Below are 20,223 nucleotides of genomic sequence, written 5' to 3'. Positions count from 1 at the left end.
AGATCCAGAGTGAAGTGCAGAAAGTGCAGACGCTGGACGCGTATCGTTTCGGCGTCCGATGACGCGTCTGCAACACTGCTAGACGCGGAAAAGAGGGCATTAATCGTCGTCATGCTCTCGGCATAGACCGCGGCGAGGTTTGTAGGACAGCGCATATCAGCCCGCGCATCCGGTGGTCCGCGAGGACCAGGTGATGTTGGCGATCTTCCACCGGCCAGCGTCGCGGACCATGTCGAAATGATCGGTGCCGCAGTGTGCGACCTTGCGGTCGATCGTGAAGACATAGGGCGACCAGACCATCGCGATGTCGCCGTCGATGTCGACCGCGGGATCGGTGAGGCGCTCGGCGTAGCGCTCGGGGCCGGGTTTGATCATGGCGGCGAACTCGGGCCAGCTCATGCGGCGGACGGTGCGCGTGCCGTCGGGCTTTTCCTCGGCGACGGTGGCGCCCCCGTCCGGCCGGACGTGCGCGAGGATCGCCTGGCCGTCGCGCGCGGCGAGCGCGGCGAAGAGCGCGTCGATCGGGACCATGACGCCCGCCTCTTCGGTCGCCCCCTTCTGCATTTCCGCCGGCGGCAGGCCGGTGCCCTTGACGATCGGCTGGACCGGGGTGACCTGGCCAGCGGCGAGGAGAAGTGACAGCAGGATCATCGGGTTACATCCGGAACACGCCGAACGCGGGGCGTTCGGGGATGGGAGCGTTGAGCGTCGCGGCGAAGGCGAGGCCGAGCACGTCGCGGGTCTGCGCGGGATCGATGATGCCATCGTCCCACAGACGCGCGGTCGCGTACCAGGGGTTGCCCTCGTCCTCGTATTTCTGGCGGACGGGTGCCTTGAAGGCTTCGGCCTGGTCGGGCGTCCAGCTCTCCGCGTCGCGGTGGACGGTGGCGAGGACCGAGGCCGCCTGTTCTCCGCCCATCACGCTGATCCGGCTGTTGGGCCAGGTGAACAGGAAGCGCGGCGAATAGGCGCGGCCGCACATCCCGTAATTGCCCGCGCCGAAGCTGCCGCCGATCAGGACGGTGATCTTCGGAACGGTCGCGGTGGCGACCGCCGTGACGAGCTTTGCGCCATGCTTCGCAATGCCTTCCGCCTCGTACTTGCCACCGACCATGAAGCCGGAGATGTTTTGGAGGAACAGCAGCGGGATTTTCCGCTGGCAGGCGAGTTCGATGAAGTGCGCGCCCTTCTGCGCGCTCTCGCTGAACAGCACGCCGTTGTTGGCGAGGATCGCGACGGGGATGCCCCAGATGTGCGCGAACCCGCAGACGAGCGAGGTACCGTAGAGCGCCTTGAACTCGTGGAACTCGCTGCCGTCGACGAGGCGCGCGATAACTTCATGGACGTCGTAGGGCGCGCGGACGTCGCTCGGGACGATGCCGTACAGTTCTTCGGGGGCGAACTTCGGGGGCCTGGGCTGCTGGAGGTTCACCGCGGTCTGCGTCTGCGGTTGCAGCGTCGAGACGATATCGCGGACGATCGTCAGCGCGTGCTCGTCGTTCTCGGCGACGTGATCGACCACGCCCGAGCGGCGGCCATGCGTGTCGGCGCCCCCCAGTTCCTCCGCGGAGATGACCTCGCCGGTCGCGGCCTTCACCAGCGGCGGGCCGGCGAGGAAGATCGTCCCCTGCCCGCGGACGATGATCGTCTCGTCGGACATTGCGGGCACATACGCGCCGCCGGCGGTGCAACTGCCCATGACGCAGGCGATCTGCGGGATGCCGAGCGCGGACATGTTGGCCTGGTTGAAGAAGATGCGACCGAAGTGATCGCGGTCGGGGAAGACCTCCGCCTGATGCGGCAGGTTGGCGCCGCCGCTGTCGACAAGGTAGATGCAGGGAAGCCTGTTTTCCTGAGCGATTTCCTGGGCTCGCAGGTGTTTCTTGACGGTCAGCGGGAAGTAGGTGCCGCCCTTCACCGTCGCGTCGTTGCACAGGATCATGCACTGGCGGCCGGAGACGCGGCCGATCCCGATGATCAGGCCGGCGCCGGGGACTTCGTCGTCGTAGAGGCCGTTCGCGACGAGCTGGCCGATCTCGAGGAAGGGGGAGCCGGGGTCGAGCAGACGTTCGACGCGGTCGCGGGGGAGCAGCTTGCCGCGCGCGGTGTGGCGCTCGCGGGACTTGGCGTTGCCGCCTAGCGCGGTGCGGGCGACGTCCTCGCGGAGGGTTTCGGCGAGCGCGCGGTTGTGCGTTGCGTTGGCGCGGAAGGTCTCGCTTTCGGTGAGGACGGGCGCGGTCACTTGATTCCCCTCCCGCTTGCGGGAGGGGTTAGGGGAGGGAATGCGGCCAGGAAGGACGCTTGTGGCAGGCCCTCCCCCGACCCCTCCCGCAAGCGGGAGGGGAGCAGTAGGCGCATCACTGTGCCACCTTCGGGGCGGCACCTATCAACTCACGCCCGATCAACATCCGCCGAATCTCGTTCGTCCCTGCACCGATGTCGAGCAGCTTGGCATCCCGCATGAAGCGTTCGACCGGCCAGTCCTTGGTATACCCAGCCCCGCCGAGCGCCTGGATCGACTCGAGCGATACCTTCACCGCACTCTCGCTCGCCAGCAGGATCGCGCCCGCCGCGTCGAACCGCGTGGTCTTGCCTGCATCGCATGACTTGGCGACCGCATAGACGTACGCACGTGCCGAGCTGAGCGCGACGTACATGTCGGCGACCTTCGCCTGGATCAGCTGGAACTGGCCGATCGGCGTGCCGAACTGCTTGCGCTCACGGACATACGGAATCACCACGTCTAAGCACGCCTGCATGATGCCGAGCTGAATCCCGGCGAGCACCGCGCGCTCGTAATCGAGGCCCGACATCAAGACGCCGACGCCGCCATTCTCGGGGCCCATGACGTTCTCGGCCGGGACCACGCAATCGGTAAAGACGAGTTCGGCGGTCGGCGACCCGCGCATACCCATCTTGTCGATCTTCTGACCGATCGAGAAGCCGGGCATGTCCTTCTCGATCAGGAACGCGGTGATCCCGCGCGAGCCCTCGCCGGTCTTCGCGTAGACTACGAGGGTATCCGCGTAAGTCGCGTTGGTGATCCAGAATTTCGTGCCGTTGAGGACGTAGCCCGCGTCGGTCCTGACCGCCTTGAGCTTCATCGAGACGACGTCGGAGCCAGCCCCCGCCTCGGACATGGCGAGGCTGCCGACATGCTCGCCGGAGACGAGCTTGGGGAGGTATTTCGCCTTCTGCTCGGGATTACCCCAGCGGCGGATCTGGTTGACGCAGAGGTTCGAATGCGCGCCATAGCTGAGTCCGATAGAGGCGGAGGCGCGCGAGACTTCCTCCACCGCGACGACATGCTCGAGATAACCGAGGCCGAGGCCGCCATATTCCTCCTCGACGGTGATGCCATGGAGGCCGAGTTCGCCCATCGCCGGCCACAGCTCGCGCGGGAACCAGTCGTCCGCATCGATCTTCGCCGCCAGCGGCGCGATCTTGTCGGTGGCGAAACGCTTGGTGGATTCGCGGATCATGTCCGCCGATTCACCCAAGGCGAAATCGAAATCGTTCAGCATGCCATCTCCGTGTCGCCCCGCTTGCCGAGGCTTGTTGCGCGGCGACTAGCACAGCGTTTCCTTGCGCGAAACCAGCGGTGAAACGGTCATCCCCCCTTCCCGCTGGGCGATGTTCGTGCGAACGATATCCGTTCATGGGGCGTGGACGTAAGGCACGAAGATGCAATTGAGCGGTTTGATCGCGCGGCTGGGTCGACATCTCGACCTGACCGATGCGGAGCGGGAAGCGATTCTGCAGGCGGAGAAGGGCGAACGACGCCTGAAAGCGGGCGACGTGCTGATGGCGGAGGGTGGCGAAAGCCATGCGCTGTACGTCGTGCGGCAGGGCTGGCTGCATTCGTCCACCAAGCTGATCACCGGTGGCCGGCAGATCCTGCGGTTCCATTATGCGGGCGACCTGATCGGGACGTCGAGCATGGCGTGGTCGCAGGCGGCGGCGACGCTGACCGCGATCTCCGACTGCATCGTGATCGAAATGCCGAAGGCCTCGCTCGGGCAATTGTTCCGCGCACAGCCGCGAATCGCCGGGCTGCTCTACGCTATCGCCGCGGCCGAGAACGTCGCGATGAGCGACCGGCTGACGACGATCGGCCGGATGGGGGCGAGCGAGCGGCTGTCGACGCTGCTGCTCGATATCATGGCGCGGCTGCGCGTCACCGCGGGCGGGATCGTTGACTCGTTCGATCTGCCGCTGACGCAGACCGATATCGGCGATGCGCTCGGGCTGACCAAGGTCCACGTCAACCGGACGATCCGCGCGCTCGAGAAATCCGGGGTGATCGAGCGGACCGGCCGGCGGGTGAAGATCGTCGACGAGAAGGCGCTCGTCGCGGCGACCGGGTTCGTCGATCGCTACGGCGAGATCGAGACGGCGTGGCTGCCCGCCGCCGCGTGAAATTCAGGTGCGGTCGACCACGAACAACGTGACCCGGTCGTACTTGATGTCGCCGGGATTGAAGATCGCATCGGGGACGAACGGGCGATCGATGACCTCGATATCCTTCAGGCCGGCGAGCTTGAACGTGCCGAGCTTGATCTCTTTCGGCGGCTGGCCGTCGCGCTCGAGCGTGATCGCATCGACGAACACGTCGTCATGCTTGGTGTAGAGGATGTGCGGGGCGAGCGTGCAGACCATCCGGTTATACGTCGCGGTGATGCACTGGCGCAGCGCGATCGCCTGCAACAGCAGGGCGTTCGCGTTGGCAGGCGAGGACTGGTCGGGGGTCGAGGTCATGTTGTGCATCGCAGCATAAGTTTGGGGATCGGAGCCGTTAGGCCGAACGCGACGCTCGCGACAAGACCTAACTTGCCGCAAGCGCCGGTTTAGCCCGCGGCGTCGACCTCGTCGGTGTGGACGTCGAAGCCGACCAGTCGTGCCGGACCGAAGCTGGTGGTGAGCGCCGTATCGGTCGCATCACGACCCCGCGCCATCAGGATCCGGCCGATCCGTGGGCGATTATGGCGCGCGTCGAGCGTATGCCACGTGCCGCCGAGATACACGTCGAACCACGCGGAGAAGTCCATCGGCGCATCGACCGGCGGGATGCCGATGTCGCCGAGATAGCCGGTGCAATAGCGTGCGGGGATGTTCATGCAGCGGCACAGCGTGATCGCAAGATGCGCGAAGTCTCGGCATACGCCCTGGCGCTCCTGGTAGACGTCCCACGCGGTCTTGGTCGAGCGCGCGAAGTGATAGCCGAACTCGACATGGTTATGCGCGAAGTCGACGATCGCCTGCACCCGTTGCCAGCCGGCGGGGACATGCCCGAACAACGACCATGCGGTGTCGGACAGGCGATCGGTCTCGCAGTAGCGGCTGCCTAGCAGGTAGATCAGGATATCGTCGGGCAGATCCTCGACCGCGTGCTGGACCGCGTCGGGGGAGACCGGGTCGGGCAAACCGCTGTCCTCGATCGTGAAGTCGCATGACAGCGTCATGCCACCCTTCGGGACGGTGAACCGCGTGCAGACGTTGCCGAATGCGTCGAGATAATCATAGGTCGGCACGTCGGGATCGGCCGCGAGCCGGTGCGGCGTGACCAGATCCTTGTTGCGTGACGGATGCAGGCTGAGCATCGCCATCATCGGCGTCGCCACGTCGGTTTCGAAACGAATGTCGTAGCCGGCTCTGATCAGCATCGATGTCCCCCTTGGATGCCTGGTGTCACGCGGATTGCGATGATGGATGCTGGTGAACGGCGGTCTCGGCATCCTCGTCGACGGTGATGTCGACCGACACGCTCATGTCGAGGAAGCTGCCGGGGAAGCCACTCCAGGTGCCGGAGACGGGCACCGCCTGGTATATGTCGCGCGCGATGGCGACGCGGACGAGGCCGCGATTGCCGACGATGCCGTTGGTCGGATCGAACTCGACCCAGCCCGAGCCGGGCAGGTAGACGCGGACCCAGGCATGCGTGTTGCCGCCGCCGGAACGATGCTCCCGACGTGTCGGGTTGTAGACATAGCCCGAGACGAACCGCGCCGCGAAGCCAAGCGCGCGAACCGCCTCGATCATCAGCATCGCATAATCGCGACACGTGCCCTTGCGCGTGGCGAGCGTTTCGATCGGCGTCTGCGTGCCCTTTTCGGGGCGCTGGACATAGGTGAACTCGCGTTTGATCGCGGCGGTCATTTCGGACAGCATCGCCAGCGTGTCGGTCTTCGCGCCAGTCCCGACGAAACGCCGCGCCCAGCTGTCGATCTGGCGTTGCGGGTCGTGATGCTGACGTTCGATCGATCGGAGCAGGTCGGGCATTTCCTCCGACGAATAGGTGAACGGATACTGCCGCGCATAGCGTTCGATATCGACCCGCTGCAGGTCCCCGGGGCTGTGATCGAGGCGGACGGTACTGTCGATCACGAGATCCTTCGCGCGCTTGGCGAAAGTGGCGATCGCGACCGAATTACCGAACACGTCGTGCAGCCAGCGGATGTCGGAGGGCTCCGGGCTGATCGTCAGCGTGGCATCGATCAGGCGCTGGTCGTAGCTTTCGCGCGGTCGGACCATGATCCGGTGCTCGCCGAACGCAACCGGTTGGCGATACGCGTATTTGGTTACATGAGAGAGCGTTAGAGATGGCATCGAGGATCCACGTCGCATGAACAGCACTGCCAGCCAAACGCTGCTGGGGACCGAAGATGCCGCACCGGTCATGGTGGTCAACCCCAAAGGTGCGTCATCGTTCCTGCTGATCGGCGATCATGCCGGCAATGCGGTGCCGAAGGCGCTGGGATCTCTGGGATTGAGCGACGGCGACCTGTCGCGGCATATCGGCTGGGACATCGGCATCGGCGACCTCGGCGCGATGTTGGCGGAGCGGCTCGACGCGGTGTTCGTCCGCCAGACCTATTCGCGGCTCGTGATCGACTGCAATCGCAACGAAACCCAGCCGGACCTGATCGCCGAAGTCAGCGACGGGACGGTCGTGCCGGGCAATGCCAGGCTCGCCGAAACCGACCGCGCGGCGCGGCTGGCGGAGATCCATTTGCCGTATCAAGCAGCGATCGCGGCCGAGCTTGCGCGACGCGATGCCGCGGGAATGACCACGGTGATCGTCGCGCTGCACAGCTTCACGCCGGCGATGCGCGGGCCTCTGCGCGACCAGCAACGCCCCTGGCATATCGGCATCCTGCACGACGGCGGCGACACCGGATTCGCGCACACGCTGCTGTCGGTGCTGCGCGACGAGCCCGACCTCGTCGTCGGCGACAACGAGCCGTACCGGATGGACCTGATCGATTATACCATTCCGCGCCACGCCTATCCGGCGCGACGGCCCTATGCGGAGATCGAGATACGTCAGGACCTCCTCGAATCCACCGAGGGCTGCGCGGCTTGGGCGGATCGGTTAGCGCGGCTGCTGCCGATGGCGTTTGCGCGGCTCGCGGTTTGACGATCTTCCGCCTTTATTCAGCGAGCTAGCTAGCGCTTCTCAATACGCCTGTCAGTATCTCCCGGTGTTATGGCGCCCATGTCGACGCCTTCCCGTCGCCTCCATGCTGACGCGCCCGCCTAATCTGTGTTGCATTGCGGCAACAGCCACGCGCCGATGCACCCACCCTGCCCGTTTCTAACTTGATATGATGTATCATAAAGTTTTAATCGCTCGTTCATTCAGGGACGACACAGGGAAATTCGATGAAGACGATGCTGTTCGGCGCCAGTGCCCTGGCCGCCCTCCTGGCCGCGCAGGCGCACGCGCAGACGACGGCCCCGGATCCCGCGGCCCAACCCGCGGCCGCGACTAACCAGCGCGACATCATTGTGACCGCGCCGCTCCAAACCAGCGAGCGCGACGTGTTGCAGGGCACCACCGTTCTCACCGGCCAGGAACTCACCCGCCAGCTGCGCCCGTCGATCGGCGAGACGCTCGCCCGCCAGCCCGGCGTGTCGGCCAGCTCGTTCGGCCCGAGCGCCTCGCGTCCGATCCTGCGCGGCTTCCAGGGTGATCGCATCCGCGTGCTGACCGACGGGATCGGCTCGATCGACGTGTCGAACACCTCGGTCGATCACGCGGTGATCATCGACCCCTTGCTGTCCGAGCGCATCGAGATTCTCCGCGGGCCGAGCGCCTTGCTGTACGGCTCGTCGGCGGTCGGCGGCGTCGTCAACGTGATCGACACGCGGATCCCGCGGACCGTGCCCGAGAACGGCTACCGCGTGAACGGCATCGGCACCTATGGCTCGGCCGCGAACGAGCGGTCGGGCGGCATGGCCGGTGACGTGGCGGTCGGCCAGCACCTCGTGCTCCACGCCGACGGCTCGTACCTGAAGTCGGGCGACCTGCGCACCGGTGGCTACATCCTGTCGCGCGATCAGCGCGCGCAAGCGCTGGCAACGGCCGCCACCACACCCGTCGATCCGAACGATGCCGAGTCGATCGATTATGCCGGATCGGCGCAGTTGAAGGGCAAGCTGCCCAACACGCAGGCGGAGACGTGGACGGCGGGCGCCGGCGCCTCGATCATCACCGACACCGGCAGCCTTGGGGTGTCGTACAGCCACTACGACAGCCTGTACGGCGTGCCGATCCGCTACGCCACGCAACCCGGCCAGGAGCAGGAAGCGCCGCGCCTCGACATCGTCCAGAACCGCGTCGACCTGCGCGGCGAGATCGACACCGGCGGCGACGTGCTGAGCAAGATCCGCGTCCGCGTCGGGCAGGCGAGCTATCGCCATTTCGAGCTCGAGGAAGACAATTCGGTCGGCACCGCGTTCTACAACAAAGGCCTCGAAGGACGTCTCGAAGTGGTCCAGGCGAACCGCGGCGGCTGGCAGGGCGCATCGGGCGTGCAATTCTACAACCGGATCTTCAACGTCGTCGGGGACGAAGCCTTCCTGCCGAAGAACGAGACCAACCAGACGGGGCTCTTCACGCTCCAACAATATGAGTCGGGCAAGTTCCGCGCCGAGGGTGGTTTGCGCTACGAGATCACCGATCTCGCCGCGCGGACGCCCGAGGATGATTTGCGGTTCTTCCGCGGCAGCCAGAGTTACAATGCTGTGTCGGGCTCGCTCGGGGCGTCGTATGGCGTGACCGACAGCGTCCGGCTCGGGCTGAACCTATCGCGCACCGAACGCGCGCCGTCGGCCGAGGAACTGTTCGCGAACGGCGCGCATGCCGGGACGCAGGCGTACGAACTCGGCAATCCCGACTTCAGACTCGAGAAGTCCTGGGGACTCGAAGGCACGCTGCACGCGCATGGCGACGGCTTCAGCTTCGACGCGTCGGCCTATTACAACTGGTTCTCAAACTATATCTCGGAGAACCAGGTCGCGTCGTCGGTCTGCCAGGCCGCCGCCGATCCGTCGGGCCGCGTGGTCGACCTGCCCTGCTTCCAATATCAGCAGGCCGACGCGCGCTATTACGGGTTCGAGGCGGATGCGTCGGTGAAGGTCGCGCAGATCGGCGGCTATGCGGTGAACGCCGACGTGCTGGGCGACTATGTCCATGCCAACATCGTCGACCAGGGCCCCGTCCCGCGCATCCCGCCGATGCGCGTGCTCGGCGGGATCGAGGCGCAGGGCGACCGGCTGAACGGCCGCGTCGAGGTCGAGCACGTGTTCGACCAGAACCGGATCGCCGCGTTCGAGACGAAGACCAACGCGTACACGATGGTCAACGCCTCGATCGGTCTGAGCCCGTTCGGTAAGGATTCGAAGACGACGTTGCTGCTGAGCGCGAACAACCTGTTCGACGTCAACGCGCGGCGGTCGACGAGCTTCCTCAAGGACTTCGCGCCACTCTCCGGGCGCGATTTCCGCGCGACGTTGCGCTTCGGGTTGTAAGGCCCAAATCTCGCCGTCGTCACTGCACGGTGACGACGGCGGCGGTTCAGGCGTCCGCGTGCAGGATTTCGATCGACACGGCCTCTGCACCGAACAGGTCGGCTAGCGTTTCCCCCGATGCAAGCGCAGTGTCGGCCCACCAGTCGCGCGCGGCGATCCGGTCGAGATGGCGGTCGGCACAGCGCAACGCCACCAATGAGCGCACCGTCACGCCATCATGCCGGCGGTTGAAGGCCAAGGCTTGGGTTGCACGGGGGCCGGTGAGCGCGATTGGGTCATAGTCCCCCTCAGCGAAGACCGCCGGATGGGCCCGCCGCATCTCGAGCAGTCGTGCGATCAGCGCCATCTTCGGCGGTGGGATACCGTCGAGCGTCGCCTGCAGCTTGGCGTAGTCGACCGCGCGGCGATTGTCGGGATCGACCAGGCTCAGGTCGGCGATCTCGGTGCCCTGATACAGGTCCGGAATGCCGGGTACCGTGTATCGCAGGGCGACCTGTGCGAGACTGTTCGCCTCCGCTGCGGGCGCAATCCGGGCGACACAGGCCGTCAGGTCATCCAAGAATATTGCCGAGCGCGCGGAGTCGAGGAGCGCGCGCGCCAGTTCATGGCAGCGCGCTTCATACGCCTGATCCGGCGCTTCCCATGACGACCGCAGCTTGGCCTCGCGCAGCGCCTTTTCCTGCCACGCGACGATACGCTCGGCGAAGGCGGCGAGCCCTGTCGCGTCCGACGCCGTCAGCCCTTCCGGCCAGGCGCCGAAGAGGGTCTGGAGCAGCATGTAGACGTCTGCCGGATCGACCGCGCTTGCGAGCGGCGCGGCCAGCCCCAGCCAATGCTCGACCCGAGCGCGCCACTCGTCCGGAATTTCGCTGAGCACCGCGAGCCGCGCGCGGACGTCTTCGCCGCGCTTGTGGTCATGCGTAGCGGTCGCGAGCATCGCCGCCGGCCAATCGCGCGCGCGGTCGACCATTGCGGCGTGGAAATCGTCGATATCGAGCGACATGCGGGCCGCGTCGAAGCCGACGTCGTTGCGCGAAAGCAGGCGACCATAGCGATAGAACGCGGTGTCCTCGACCGCCTTGGCGGCAATCGGTGCGGAGAGTTGCTGGAATTTGCGCACCGCATCCGCGGCGAGCGCGGCATCGCCCTGCCCCTCGCCAGCCAGCCACGTGAGCACCGCGTCCACGACAAAGTCCTCACCCGGCGGCACGAACTGCGCGACACGTTGGCGCACCGTCTCGCGGATCGCGGCGTCCGCCGCCGGGGCGGCATCGCCCGTTCCATAGGTTCGGTAGACCGGGAAGACCCAGAGCAGGCGTTCGATCGCGCGGTGGAGCATGCCCCTCGTCATGCCGTCGCCCTCGGGCGTGGACCGGGCGAGCGCCACGAATGCTTCGACGCACCGACGGTGCTGGCCGTCGAACTGCCACGACAGCAATTCCTGCCGCGCGCGCAGTTCCTCGGGGGCGAAGTCGGCGGACCGGCCGCTGATCTCATCCCAGAGATCGGCGAGCGGCTCGGCGCCGGCGGGGGCGTGGAGCAAGGCGGTGACCTGCTCCATGAAGTCGTACCCGCTGGTGCCGTCGACGCCCCAGTCTGTGCCGAGCGGTTCGCCGTCGGCGAGGATCTTCTCGATGACGATGTAGGCCCGGCCAGCGGGAGCACCGGCGGGACGCTCGATCGCATCGAACCTTGCACGAAGCTGGCGGCAATAGCCCGCAGGGTCGGTCAGTCCGTCGACGTGATCGACACGAACGCCGTCGATCAGGCCCTCGGCGTACAGGCGGAAATAGAGTGCGTGCGTAGCGTCGAACACGACCGGGTCTTCGGCGCGGAGGCCGGCGAGATCGTTGATCGTGAAGAACCGCCGCCAATTGAGCTCATCGTTCGCGACGCGCCACGAGGCCAGGCGGTAGTGCTGGCGGTCGACCAGCGCGGCAATGTCGTCGGTCGCGGCAGTCGCCTGGTCCTCATCGCGGATAGGCAGGCGGTGTTCGCCATACGCTTCTAGGACATAGCGGCCGTCGATATGCTCGACCTTCAGCGCGCCGCTTGCCAGCGTTTCGCCCAGCGGATCGCCGAGGATCGGGAGCACGAGCTTCTCGCGCCAGTCGACGTCGAAGTAGCGCGCGAATTCGCTGGTTTCACCGTGCGTCAGGACATCATTCCACCACGCATTCTCACCACCGGCGACGCCCATATGGTTGGGGACGATGTCGATGATGACGCCCATGTCGCGCGACCGGAGCGCGGCGACGAGGCTACGGAACGCGTCTTCGCCGCCGAGTTCGGGGTTGATCCGGGTCGGGTCGACGACGTCGTAACCGTGCGTCGAGCCACTGCGGGCGGTGGTGATCGGCGAGGCGTAGAGGTGGCTGATGCCGAGCTTGTCGAGATACGGCACCAGCGCTTCGGCATCGGCGAAGGTGAAGTCCTTGTGGAACTGGAAGCGGTAGGTTGCGCGGGGGGTCATGCGGGTCTTTTCGCGTTGAGCGTGGCGATGCGGGCAGCGACCTCGGGACGTTGCAGGAGGGCTTCAGTCGTGTCGGGCATGCGGCGGCGCCAATTGGGATGTTCGTCGATCGTGCCGGGGAGGTTGGGCTGCTCGATCATCCCGGCCAGATCCTCGATGGGTATGATCGCGAGCGTACACGGCGTGCTGGCGACATGGGCGATTGCGGCGTCGACGACCGGGTCGGTGTCATTGAGCGATGGCTGTTTGGCCCCCGTGTCGAAGGCGGACCAGAGTGCCGCACGATCATCGACGCGAGCGGCGCGGTCTGCGGGTTCATCGACAGCGTCGGACTTACGGCCGAGGTCCCAGGTCCAGTCGATGTCGCGGCCGCTCCACCAGCCTGCGATCGTCGCGAGGTCGTGCGTGCCGGTCATCGCGACCGCATCGCGCGACCACTTTGCGGGAGGGACGAAGCCGTCCGCATCGCGCTCGAACCAGAGCACGCGCATCCCGAGCATGGCGCGCGCGTCCATCGCCTCGCGAAAGCCGTCGGGAACGGTACCGAGGTCTTCGCCGATGACGATCGCCTTGGCACGCTGCGATTCCATGGCGATGATCCGCATCAGGTCGTCGAAGGGCATGTCGAGATAGGCGCCTTCCGCCGCCGACGCGCCCTCGGGGACGACCCACAGGCGGCGCATGCCGAACGCATGATCGATGCGGATGCCGCCGGCGTGCGCGAGCGCGGCGCGGATCGTCGCGATGAACGGGGCGAACCCGGTCTCGCGGAGCGCGTGCGGATCGAAACCAGTGATGCCCCAGCTTTGGCCGTCCGGGCCCAACGGATCGGGTGGTGCGCCGATCGACAGGCCGGTCAGCAGGTCGCCGCGGCGGCTCCAGCCGTGGCTGCCGCCCGGGTCCATGCCGACGGCGAGATCGGCGATGAGGCCGATCACCATGCCGGCGTCCTTCGCGGCGGTTTGTGCCGCGTCGAGATCGCGGCGAGCGAGCCATTGGAGGAAGACGTAGAAGGTGACGTCGTCGGCATGTTCCGTGACGAAGCGGCGGACGGCCGGGCTGGCGGGATCTTGATACTCGGCCGGCCATTGCTGCCAGCCTCGTGCTCCGGAGATGGCGAAGAAATGGGCGTGGAGGGCATCGAACTCGGCGTGACGTTCCAGGTCGCCTCCGCCTTCCCGCCGGAATGCGTCGAGAGATTCGCGAAGTTGCCGAGCATCTTGGTCGAAGGTCTTGCGAAGATGTACGAGCTTTGCCGGTATCGCGCTCTGCCAGTCTATCAGGTCGGGCGCGGGGTCGTCCGACGTCCCGGCGAATGCGGACGCATCGGCATAGAGGCCGTTGAGGAATTGCCGGCTCGACGGCGCGTAGGGACTGTAGCGGCCGGCATCCGCAGGAAAGAGCGCGTGCGTGGGGCTGATCGCGAGGGCATCGGCGCCGCGCTGGCCGAATGCTCGGGCGGTTTCCGCGAGTGTGCCGAAGTCCCCGAATGCCTTGGCAGTCTCGGCGCGTAGGCTGGGAATCTGGACCGCGGGCGCCCAGAGTTTGCGGCCCGGTACGGCGTCGGCGATCGTGAAGCAGCGGCGGGGAGCGACCAGCAGGTCGATCACCTCGTCACCGACTTCGAGACGGTGATAACCGGTATGCTCGATTGGCGTGAGCGCGCCTCGGTCGATCGCAATCGATGTTCTCGTACCGTTTTCCAGGGTGAGTTCGGCGTTGCCCGATAGCGTCGTCGACAGCTGGATCGGGTCGCCGACACCGACAGACAGGAAGCGGGGCGCTCGCGCGGTCCTCGCGGCGATCGCAGCGAGGCTGTCGGCGATCTGCTTGGCGGTCGCCGAGGGGTGGCCGAGGCGATCGAGGATCGCCTTCAACGCCGCGTCCGACACCGTCTGGCGTTGACCGGCGGCATCCTGCCATTCGAGTTGCAGACCCGCCGCGGTCGCCAGCGTTTGCCGGCTGCTCATCGTTCCAGCCAGACTGCGACGCTGCCGGATTGGCCGGGTTCGCCATCGGCGAAGATCGGTGCAGCCTCGATCTCCGGGAATGATACGGCGGCCTCCCCGAGGTTCAGCGCGATCGTGAGGAGCGCGCCGTCGGCCATCGTCCAGCGGGCGACGACCGCCCCCTCCCCGATCGCTTCGGCGCCGATCGCGGTGGTGCCACGGAGACGAGGGATGATCTCGGCGTGGCGGATCGCAAGGAGCGTGCGGTACAGATCCTGCCATTCCGCAGCATCCAGGCCTGGTTTAGCGCGCGATCGGTGGAAGGTCTCGTGTGCGTTCGGATCGGGGATCGCCTTGCGCGCCTCGGGATCGGCGAAGGCGGCGAACTTGGCAAATTCCTTGCGGCGGCCTTCGCGCACAGCGTCAGCGAGATCGTCGTGGAAGTCGGTGAAGAACAGGAACGGGCTTTCGCTGCCGTGGTCGTCGCCGATGAACAGGAGCGGTATCTGGGGGCCGAGCAGGAGCAACGCGGTAGCCGCGCGAAGCTTCTGGCGGTCGGCGAGCAGCGTCAGACGTTCGCCGAGCGCGCGGTTGCCGATCTGGTCGTGGTTCTGGAGGAACGCGACGAATGCCGTCGGCGAGAGGTGCGCGCTCGGCTTGCCGCGTGGCTTGCCGTCGTGGTTGGGAGAACCCTCCCCCTGGTAGATGAAGCCTTCACCAAGACAGCGCGCGAGGCGCTCGGCGGGGCGGTCGGCGAAGTCGGCGTAATAAGCGCTGGTCTCGCCGGTGAGCAGGACGTGGAGGACGTTGTGGAAATCGTCGTTCCACTGCGCGTCGAACGCGGCGGGGTGGAGGCGGTCGGCGTCGTTGCCTTCGTTCTCGAGGACGAGGTGGATGTGGCGGCCTTCGGTCTGCTCGCGGAGTTCGGCGGCCATCGCGTCGAGGAAGGCGTCGTTTTCGATCGCGTGGACTGCGTCGAAGCGGAGGCCGTCGAAGCGGTATTCGTTGAGCCACATCAGCGCGTTGTCGACGAAATAGCGGTGGACCGGCGCTTGGTCGACCGCAACTGCGCCGCCCCAGGGGGTGTCGACTTCGGCGTGGAAGAAGCCCTTTGCATACGCGCCGAGGTAGTTTCCGTCGGGTCCGAAGTGATTGTAGACCACGTCGAGGAACACCGCGAGACCGAGTTCGTGGGCGCGATCGACCAACGCCTTCAGGTCGTCGGGCGTGCCGTAGCTTTCGGCGGGAGCGTAGGGGAGCACGCCGTCATAGCCCCAGTTGCGGGTGCCGCCGAATGCGTTGACGGGCATGAGTTCGATTGCGGTGATGCCGAGCGCGGCGATCGCCGGAAGCTGGTCCGCGACACCTGCGAAGCCGCCCAGCGCGCCGACATGGAGCTCCTGGATAACCATCTCCTCCCAAGGCCGGCCGCGCCAATCCGGGGTGCGCCATTCGTAGGCGCCGTGGTCGACGACAACGCTCCAGCTGTGGACGCCGCCATCCTGCGCCCGTGCTGCGGGGTCGGGGACGGTCAGATCATCCGCAAGCCGGAACCGGTATCGGGCACCGGCCCCGGCCAGGGCGTCGGCGCTGAACCAACCGTCCGGTTGGCGGGTCATGGGAACACCGTCGCCATCGGCGAACTCGAGCGTTATCCCGTCGCGGTCGGGTGCCCATAGGCGGAAGGTCGCCCCGTTATCGGCCAGCGTCGGTCCCCAGCGCGTCATGCCGCGGCGATCGTCCAGGACAGCAATGCCGCGCCCTGCGGGGGTAGTTCGTAGCTGTCCCTGATCATGGTTGTGCCCTGATCGGGCTTACTACTGTCGATCAGGACGGTACGCTCGACCTCTGCCGGAGGCGGCATGTGGAAGGTCAGCGGGCCTTCCGACGCGTTGAGTAGCAGCGAAATCACCTGGACCTCGCCCGATTCCATCTCACAGGCGCGACGCATCACCAGCGCGCGGCCGTTGGTGTTCTGCCAGTCCTCGGGGGTGAGTTGCTGACCGCGCTCGTCCCACCATTCGATGTCCTTCAGCCCCTCGGCCGGCGTGTCCTCCCCGTAGAGGAAGTTGCCGGCGCGGAGCATCGGATAGTCGCGGCGCAGGGCGATCAGCCGCGCGGTAAAGTCGATCAGTTTGCTGCCCTCGGGCGCCTTGGCCTTCTCCCAGTCGAGCCAGCTGATCTCGTTGTCCTGGCAATAGGCGTTGTTGTTGCCGTTCTGCGTGCGGCCGAACTCGTCGCCGGCGACGAGCATCGGGGTGCCGAGCGACGCGAACAACGTGGTCAGCATCGACCGCATCACGCGCTGGCGGGTCTCGAGGATCGCCGGGTCTTCGGTTGGGCCTTCGACGCCCCAGTTGCGCGAGCAATTGTTCGAATGACCGTCGTTATTGTCCTCGCCGTTCGCCTCGTTATGGCGTTCCTCGTAGGCGACCGTGTCGGCGAGCGTGTAGCCGTCATGCGCGCCGAGCAGGTTGACGCTCGCCCAGGGGCGGCGTGCGCGGCGGTCGAACAGATCGGCCGAGCCGGTCAGACGGGCGGCGAGATCGGCGCGTTGCGCATGATCGCCGCGCCAGAACTTTCGCACGGTGTCGCGGTACTTGTCGTTCCACTCGGCGAAACCGGGGGGGAAGTTGCCGAGCTGATAGCCGCCGGGGCCGATGTCCCAGGGCTCGGTGATCAGCTTCAGCTTGCCCAGCACGGGATCCTGCCGGAGCACGTCGAAGAAGCCGGCGCCGGGATCGAAGCCGGTGTCCGTCCGCCCCAAAGTCAGGCCGAGATCGAAGCGGAAACCGTCGATGCCGAAGCTGGTCGCCCAGTAGCGCAGCGAATCCGCGACCATCTGGATCACGCGCGCCTTGGTCAGGTTGAGCGTGTTGCCAGTGCCGGTGTCGTTGATCGAGAAGCGCGGGTCGTCCTTGACGAGGCGGTAGTAGCTGGCGTTGTCGAGCCCGCGCCACGACAGCGTCGGCCCCTGTTCCGAGCCTTCGCACGTATGGTTGTAGACAACGTCGAGGATCACCTCGATCCCGGCGGCATGCAGGCGGCGGATCGAGCGGCGGAGTTCGTCGTGGCTGTCGGTCGCGAAGTACGAGCGCTCGGGGGTGAAGAAATTGAGGGTGTTGTAGCCCCAGTAATTGCGCAGGCCCTTTTCCTGCAGGAACCGATCCTGGATGTAGGTGTGGATCGGCAGCAACTCCATCGCGGTGACACCCAGGCGCTTGAGGTGATCGATGACCTTCGGGTTGCCGAGTGCCGCAAAGGTGCCGCGTTCGGAGGGCTGGACCTCCTCGAACAGCTTGGTCAGGCCCTTGGTATGCGCCTCGTAGATCACCGTCTCGGACCAGGGCGTGTTGGGGCGCACGTCGCGCGACCAGTCGAAATGGCTGTCGGTCACGACGCCCTTGGGCATCGTCAGCGCATTGTCGCGCCGATCGAAGCTGAGGTCGGCGCGCGGCGACTTCACCTGATAGCCGTACATCGCGTCGGTCCACCGGAGTTCGCCGATCATCTGCTTGGCGTACGGGTCGAGCAGCAGCTTGTTCGGGTTGAAGCGGTGGCCTTCCTCAGGCGCGTACCGGCCATGCGCGCGGTAGCCGTAGACCAGGCCCGGCTGCGCGTCGGGCAGGTAGCCGTGCCAGACTTCGTCGGTCCATTCGGGGAGCGCATAGCGCTTCAGCTCGCGGCGGCCGGTCTCGTCATAGACGCAGAGCTCGATCTTCTCGGCATTGGCGGAATAGACCGCGAAGTTCACGCCGAGGCCGTCGAACGTCGCGCCGAGGGGATAGGCCGAGCCGGCGTCGAGCGTGTCGGGCAGTAGATGCAATGCGTGGACCCTTTTCGTGTTGCCGACCGCGGCTTTATCGCGGTGCAGCATTCCTTGCCATGAAACCCGCCCGCCACTTCCTATGTTCCGCACGGCACGGCGAGTTTCGCCACACTCCTCTACGTATCAAGGACATGCACATGGCTTACACCATCGGATCGATCCTCGCATGAGCGGGCCGAAACTGTTCGAGCCGCTCAAGGTCGGCAACCTGACACTCGCGAACCGGATCGTGATCGCGCCGATGTGCCAGTATTCGGCTGAAAACGGCTGCATGAACGACTGGCACCAGATCCATCTGGGGCACCTGGCGCTGTCGGGCGCGGCGCTGCTGACGATCGAGGCGAGCGCGGTGCTGCCCGAGGGGCGGATCACGCATGGCGATGTCGGGCTGTACGACGATGCGACCGAGGCGGCGATGGCGCGCGTGATCGAGAGCGTGCGGCGCTGGTCGGACATGCCGATCGCGATCCAGCTCTCGCATGCCGGGCGCAAGGCGTCGTGCGAGGTACCGTGGAAGGGCGGGCTCCAGATTGCACCGGGCGCGCCGAACGGCTGGCAGACCGAAGGGCCTTCGACGGTGCCGTTCCTGCCAGAGGAGAATGCACCGGTCGCGCTCGACGCCGAGGGGCTGACGCGGGTACGCGACGCTTTCGTGGCGGCGGCGGTACGGGCTGCGCGGCTCGGGATCGATGCGGTGCAGTTGCATGCGGCGCATGGGTATCTGCTGCACGAGTTCCTGTCGCCGCTCTCGAACCGGCGTGAGGACGAGTATGGCGGCAGTCTCGAAAACCGGATGCGATTCCCGCTCGAGGTGTATGACGCGGTACGCGCTGCGTTCCCGGCCGAGCGCGCGGTGACGATGCGCGTGTCGGGGACCGACTGGGCCGAGGGCGGTTGGGATTCCGACCAGACGGTGGCGTTTGCGAAGGCTCTCGAGGCGCGTGGGTGCAGTGCGATCCACGTGTCGAGTGGCGGGATTACGCCGGCGCAGCAGATCCCGGTCGGGCCGAGCTATCAGGTGCCGCTCGCGCGCGCGGTGAAGCAGGCGGTGTCGATCCCGGTCGTCGCGGTCGGGCTGATCACCGATTTCGAGCAGGCCGAGGCGATCATCGGGACGGGCGATGCGGACATGATCGCGCTGGCCCGGACGATTTTGTACGATCCGCGCTGGCCCTGGCATGCGGCGGCGCATCTCGGGGGCAAGGTGAAGGCGCCAGACCAGTATCTTCGGTCGCAGCCTCGGCAGTATAAGGATTTGTTCGAGGGGTAGTGCTCGCTTTTGCAATCCTCCCCCTGGCGGGGGAGGATTGCCCGGTTCCGCTCCGGTAGGAGTGGTGATCGTTGGCGGCTTAACCGGCGACGGTCATCACCGAGCCCGAATCCACCCTGATGTCCGCGCCGTTGATGAAGCTCGCGCGCTCGGAGCACAGGAATACGATCGCCGACGCGACCTCTTCCGCCTTCCCGCGACGCTTGAGCGTCATTCCCGGCCGCTCCTCCTCCAAGAACGTCTCGATCGCCTCGTCGAAGCTCACCCCCTTCTCGTCGGCGCGCTTCTGCATCATCGTGTCCGTCATCGGCGTGGCGATGAACGCGGGCGATACGGTGTTCACCAGCACGTTGTCGCAGCCGTAAGCCTTGGAAAGCCCCTTCGACAGGCTCGAAATCCCGGCCTTCGACGCGCAATAGGCGAGTTCGTCGACATAGGGCTGCACCGCGTCCTCCGAGCTCATCAGCACGATGCGGCCCCATTTCGCCGCGCGCATCGCCGGGATCGCCTCGCGGCAGACGCGCACCGCGCCCATCAAATTGATGTCGAGCGTCGACTGCCAGCCGGCATCGTCGACGTCGAGGAAGTCGCCGGTCGCGCCCGTCACGCCCGCGCAATTGACCAGGATGTCGGGCTCGCCGAGCTGTTCGCGGACCTTGGCGAACAAAGTTTTCACGTCGTCGAGCTTGGTCAGGTCGGCCTCGAGCGCGATCACCTCGCCGTGCGTCTTCAGCTCCGAAACACTCGCGTCGAGGTCGCCGCCGGGTTGGTCGGTGATCGCAACGCGGACGCCTTCCTCGAGCAGCATCCGGGCGGTTTCCTTGCCCATGCCGCTGTCCGCGCCGGTGATGAGCGCGATCCTGCCTGCGATATCGAGGTTCATGCTGTC

Annotated in this window: 15 protein-coding genes; 4 read left to right on the top strand and 11 right to left on the bottom strand. The window is 66.2% G+C overall.

All coding sequences use genetic code 11. From position 1 onward, the window contains the following. Positions 1 to 156: 156 nt before the first annotated feature. From ACLBWL_RS08385 to ACLBWL_RS08375, 3 genes are all read right to left on the bottom strand, one after another. Positions 157 to 651 carry a nuclear transport factor 2 family protein gene (locus ACLBWL_RS08385; protein WP_447791891.1) on the bottom strand — a complete coding sequence of 165 codons (495 nt, stop codon included), beginning with the start codon at positions 649 to 651 and terminating at the stop codon, positions 157 to 159. A 4-nt stretch (positions 652 to 655) separates the two neighbouring features. Beyond that, entirely contained in the window at positions 656 to 2,242 is a 1,587-nt protein-coding gene (locus tag ACLBWL_RS08380; RefSeq protein ID WP_447791889.1) for a carboxyl transferase domain-containing protein, read from the bottom strand. 115 nt (positions 2,243 to 2,357) lie between these two features. After that, on the bottom strand, positions 2,358 to 3,524 hold the full coding sequence (locus ACLBWL_RS08375; protein ID WP_447791887.1) for an isovaleryl-CoA dehydrogenase: 1,167 nt from the start codon (positions 3,522 to 3,524) through the stop codon (positions 2,358 to 2,360). 166 nt (positions 3,525 to 3,690) lie between these two features. On the opposite strand from ACLBWL_RS08375, the gene ACLBWL_RS08370 reads away from it, so the two are divergent. Continuing rightward, on the top strand, positions 3,691 to 4,419 hold the full coding sequence (locus ACLBWL_RS08370; RefSeq protein ID WP_447791885.1) for a Crp/Fnr family transcriptional regulator: 729 nt from the start codon (positions 3,691 to 3,693) through the stop codon (positions 4,417 to 4,419). A gap of 3 nt (positions 4,420 to 4,422) precedes the next feature. Here the strand turns inward: ACLBWL_RS08370 and ACLBWL_RS08365 are convergent, their stop codons facing one another. From ACLBWL_RS08365 to ACLBWL_RS08355, 3 genes are all read right to left on the bottom strand, one after another. After that, positions 4,423 to 4,767, bottom strand: a complete 345-nt coding sequence (locus ACLBWL_RS08365; protein ID WP_404969189.1) for a hypothetical protein — start codon at positions 4,765 to 4,767, stop codon at positions 4,423 to 4,425. 80 nt (positions 4,768 to 4,847) lie between these two features. Further along, positions 4,848 to 5,663 (bottom strand): transglutaminase-like domain-containing protein, encoded by an 816-nt coding sequence (locus ACLBWL_RS08360; protein WP_447791883.1) that lies wholly within the window; start codon positions 5,661 to 5,663, stop codon positions 4,848 to 4,850. Between the two features lie 25 nt (positions 5,664 to 5,688). Next, the gene (locus tag ACLBWL_RS08355) at positions 5,689 to 6,606 is read right to left on the bottom strand and encodes a transglutaminase family protein (RefSeq protein WP_447791881.1); all 918 of its coding nucleotides are present in this window, start codon (positions 6,604 to 6,606) and stop codon (positions 5,689 to 5,691) included. Between the two features lie 16 nt (positions 6,607 to 6,622). Between ACLBWL_RS08355 and ACLBWL_RS08350 the strand changes: the two genes are divergently transcribed. Together ACLBWL_RS08350 and ACLBWL_RS08345 are read left to right on the top strand one after the other, a co-directional pair. After that, a complete protein-coding gene (locus tag ACLBWL_RS08350; protein ID WP_447791879.1) occupies positions 6,623 to 7,417 on the top strand; it encodes an N-formylglutamate amidohydrolase in 795 nt (264 codons plus the stop codon). 245 nt (positions 7,418 to 7,662) lie between these two features. Next, positions 7,663 to 9,813 (top strand): TonB-dependent receptor, encoded by a 2,151-nt coding sequence (locus tag ACLBWL_RS08345; RefSeq protein WP_447791877.1) that lies wholly within the window; start codon positions 7,663 to 7,665, stop codon positions 9,811 to 9,813. Between the two features lie 46 nt (positions 9,814 to 9,859). Here the strand turns inward: ACLBWL_RS08345 and treY are convergent, their stop codons facing one another. The 4 genes from treY to glgX are packed head-to-tail and all read right to left on the bottom strand — an operon-like array spanning position 9,860 to position 18,061. Next, on the bottom strand, positions 9,860 to 12,286 hold the full coding sequence (treY, locus tag ACLBWL_RS08340; protein WP_447791875.1) for a malto-oligosyltrehalose synthase: 2,427 nt from the start codon (positions 12,284 to 12,286) through the stop codon (positions 9,860 to 9,862). After that, positions 12,283 to 14,256, bottom strand: coding sequence for a 4-alpha-glucanotransferase (malQ, locus tag ACLBWL_RS08335; protein ID WP_447791873.1), 1,974 nt, complete (start codon positions 14,254 to 14,256; stop codon positions 12,283 to 12,285). The genes treY and malQ overlap by 4 nt, the downstream gene beginning before the upstream one ends. After that, positions 14,253 to 15,962, bottom strand: coding sequence for a malto-oligosyltrehalose trehalohydrolase (gene treZ, locus ACLBWL_RS08330; protein ID WP_447791871.1), 1,710 nt, complete (start codon positions 15,960 to 15,962; stop codon positions 14,253 to 14,255). The genes malQ and treZ overlap by 4 nt, the downstream gene beginning before the upstream one ends. Beyond that, the gene (glgX, locus tag ACLBWL_RS08325; protein ID WP_447791869.1) at positions 15,959 to 18,061 is read right to left on the bottom strand and encodes a glycogen debranching protein GlgX; all 2,103 of its coding nucleotides are present in this window, start codon (positions 18,059 to 18,061) and stop codon (positions 15,959 to 15,961) included. The genes treZ and glgX overlap by 4 nt, the downstream gene beginning before the upstream one ends. Before the next feature lie 169 nt (positions 18,062 to 18,230). On the opposite strand from glgX, the gene ACLBWL_RS08320 reads away from it, so the two are divergent. Continuing rightward, on the top strand, positions 18,231 to 19,334 hold the full coding sequence (locus ACLBWL_RS08320) for an NADH:flavin oxidoreductase/NADH oxidase (RefSeq protein WP_447791867.1): 1,104 nt from the start codon (positions 18,231 to 18,233) through the stop codon (positions 19,332 to 19,334). Positions 19,335 to 19,413: 79 nt separating this feature from the next. On the opposite strand, the gene ACLBWL_RS08315 is transcribed toward ACLBWL_RS08320, so the two are convergent. Continuing rightward, positions 19,414 to 20,217: an SDR family NAD(P)-dependent oxidoreductase gene (locus tag ACLBWL_RS08315; RefSeq protein WP_447791865.1), complete on the bottom strand. Its 804-nt coding sequence runs from the start codon at positions 20,215 to 20,217 to the stop codon at positions 19,414 to 19,416. Between the last annotated feature and the right edge of the window lie 6 nt (positions 20,218 to 20,223).

The organism is Sphingomonas sp. M1A8_2b (genome assembly GCF_053345535.1).
Note: the sequence above shows the minus strand (reverse complement) of the source record. Positions and strands in the feature narration are given on the sequence as shown.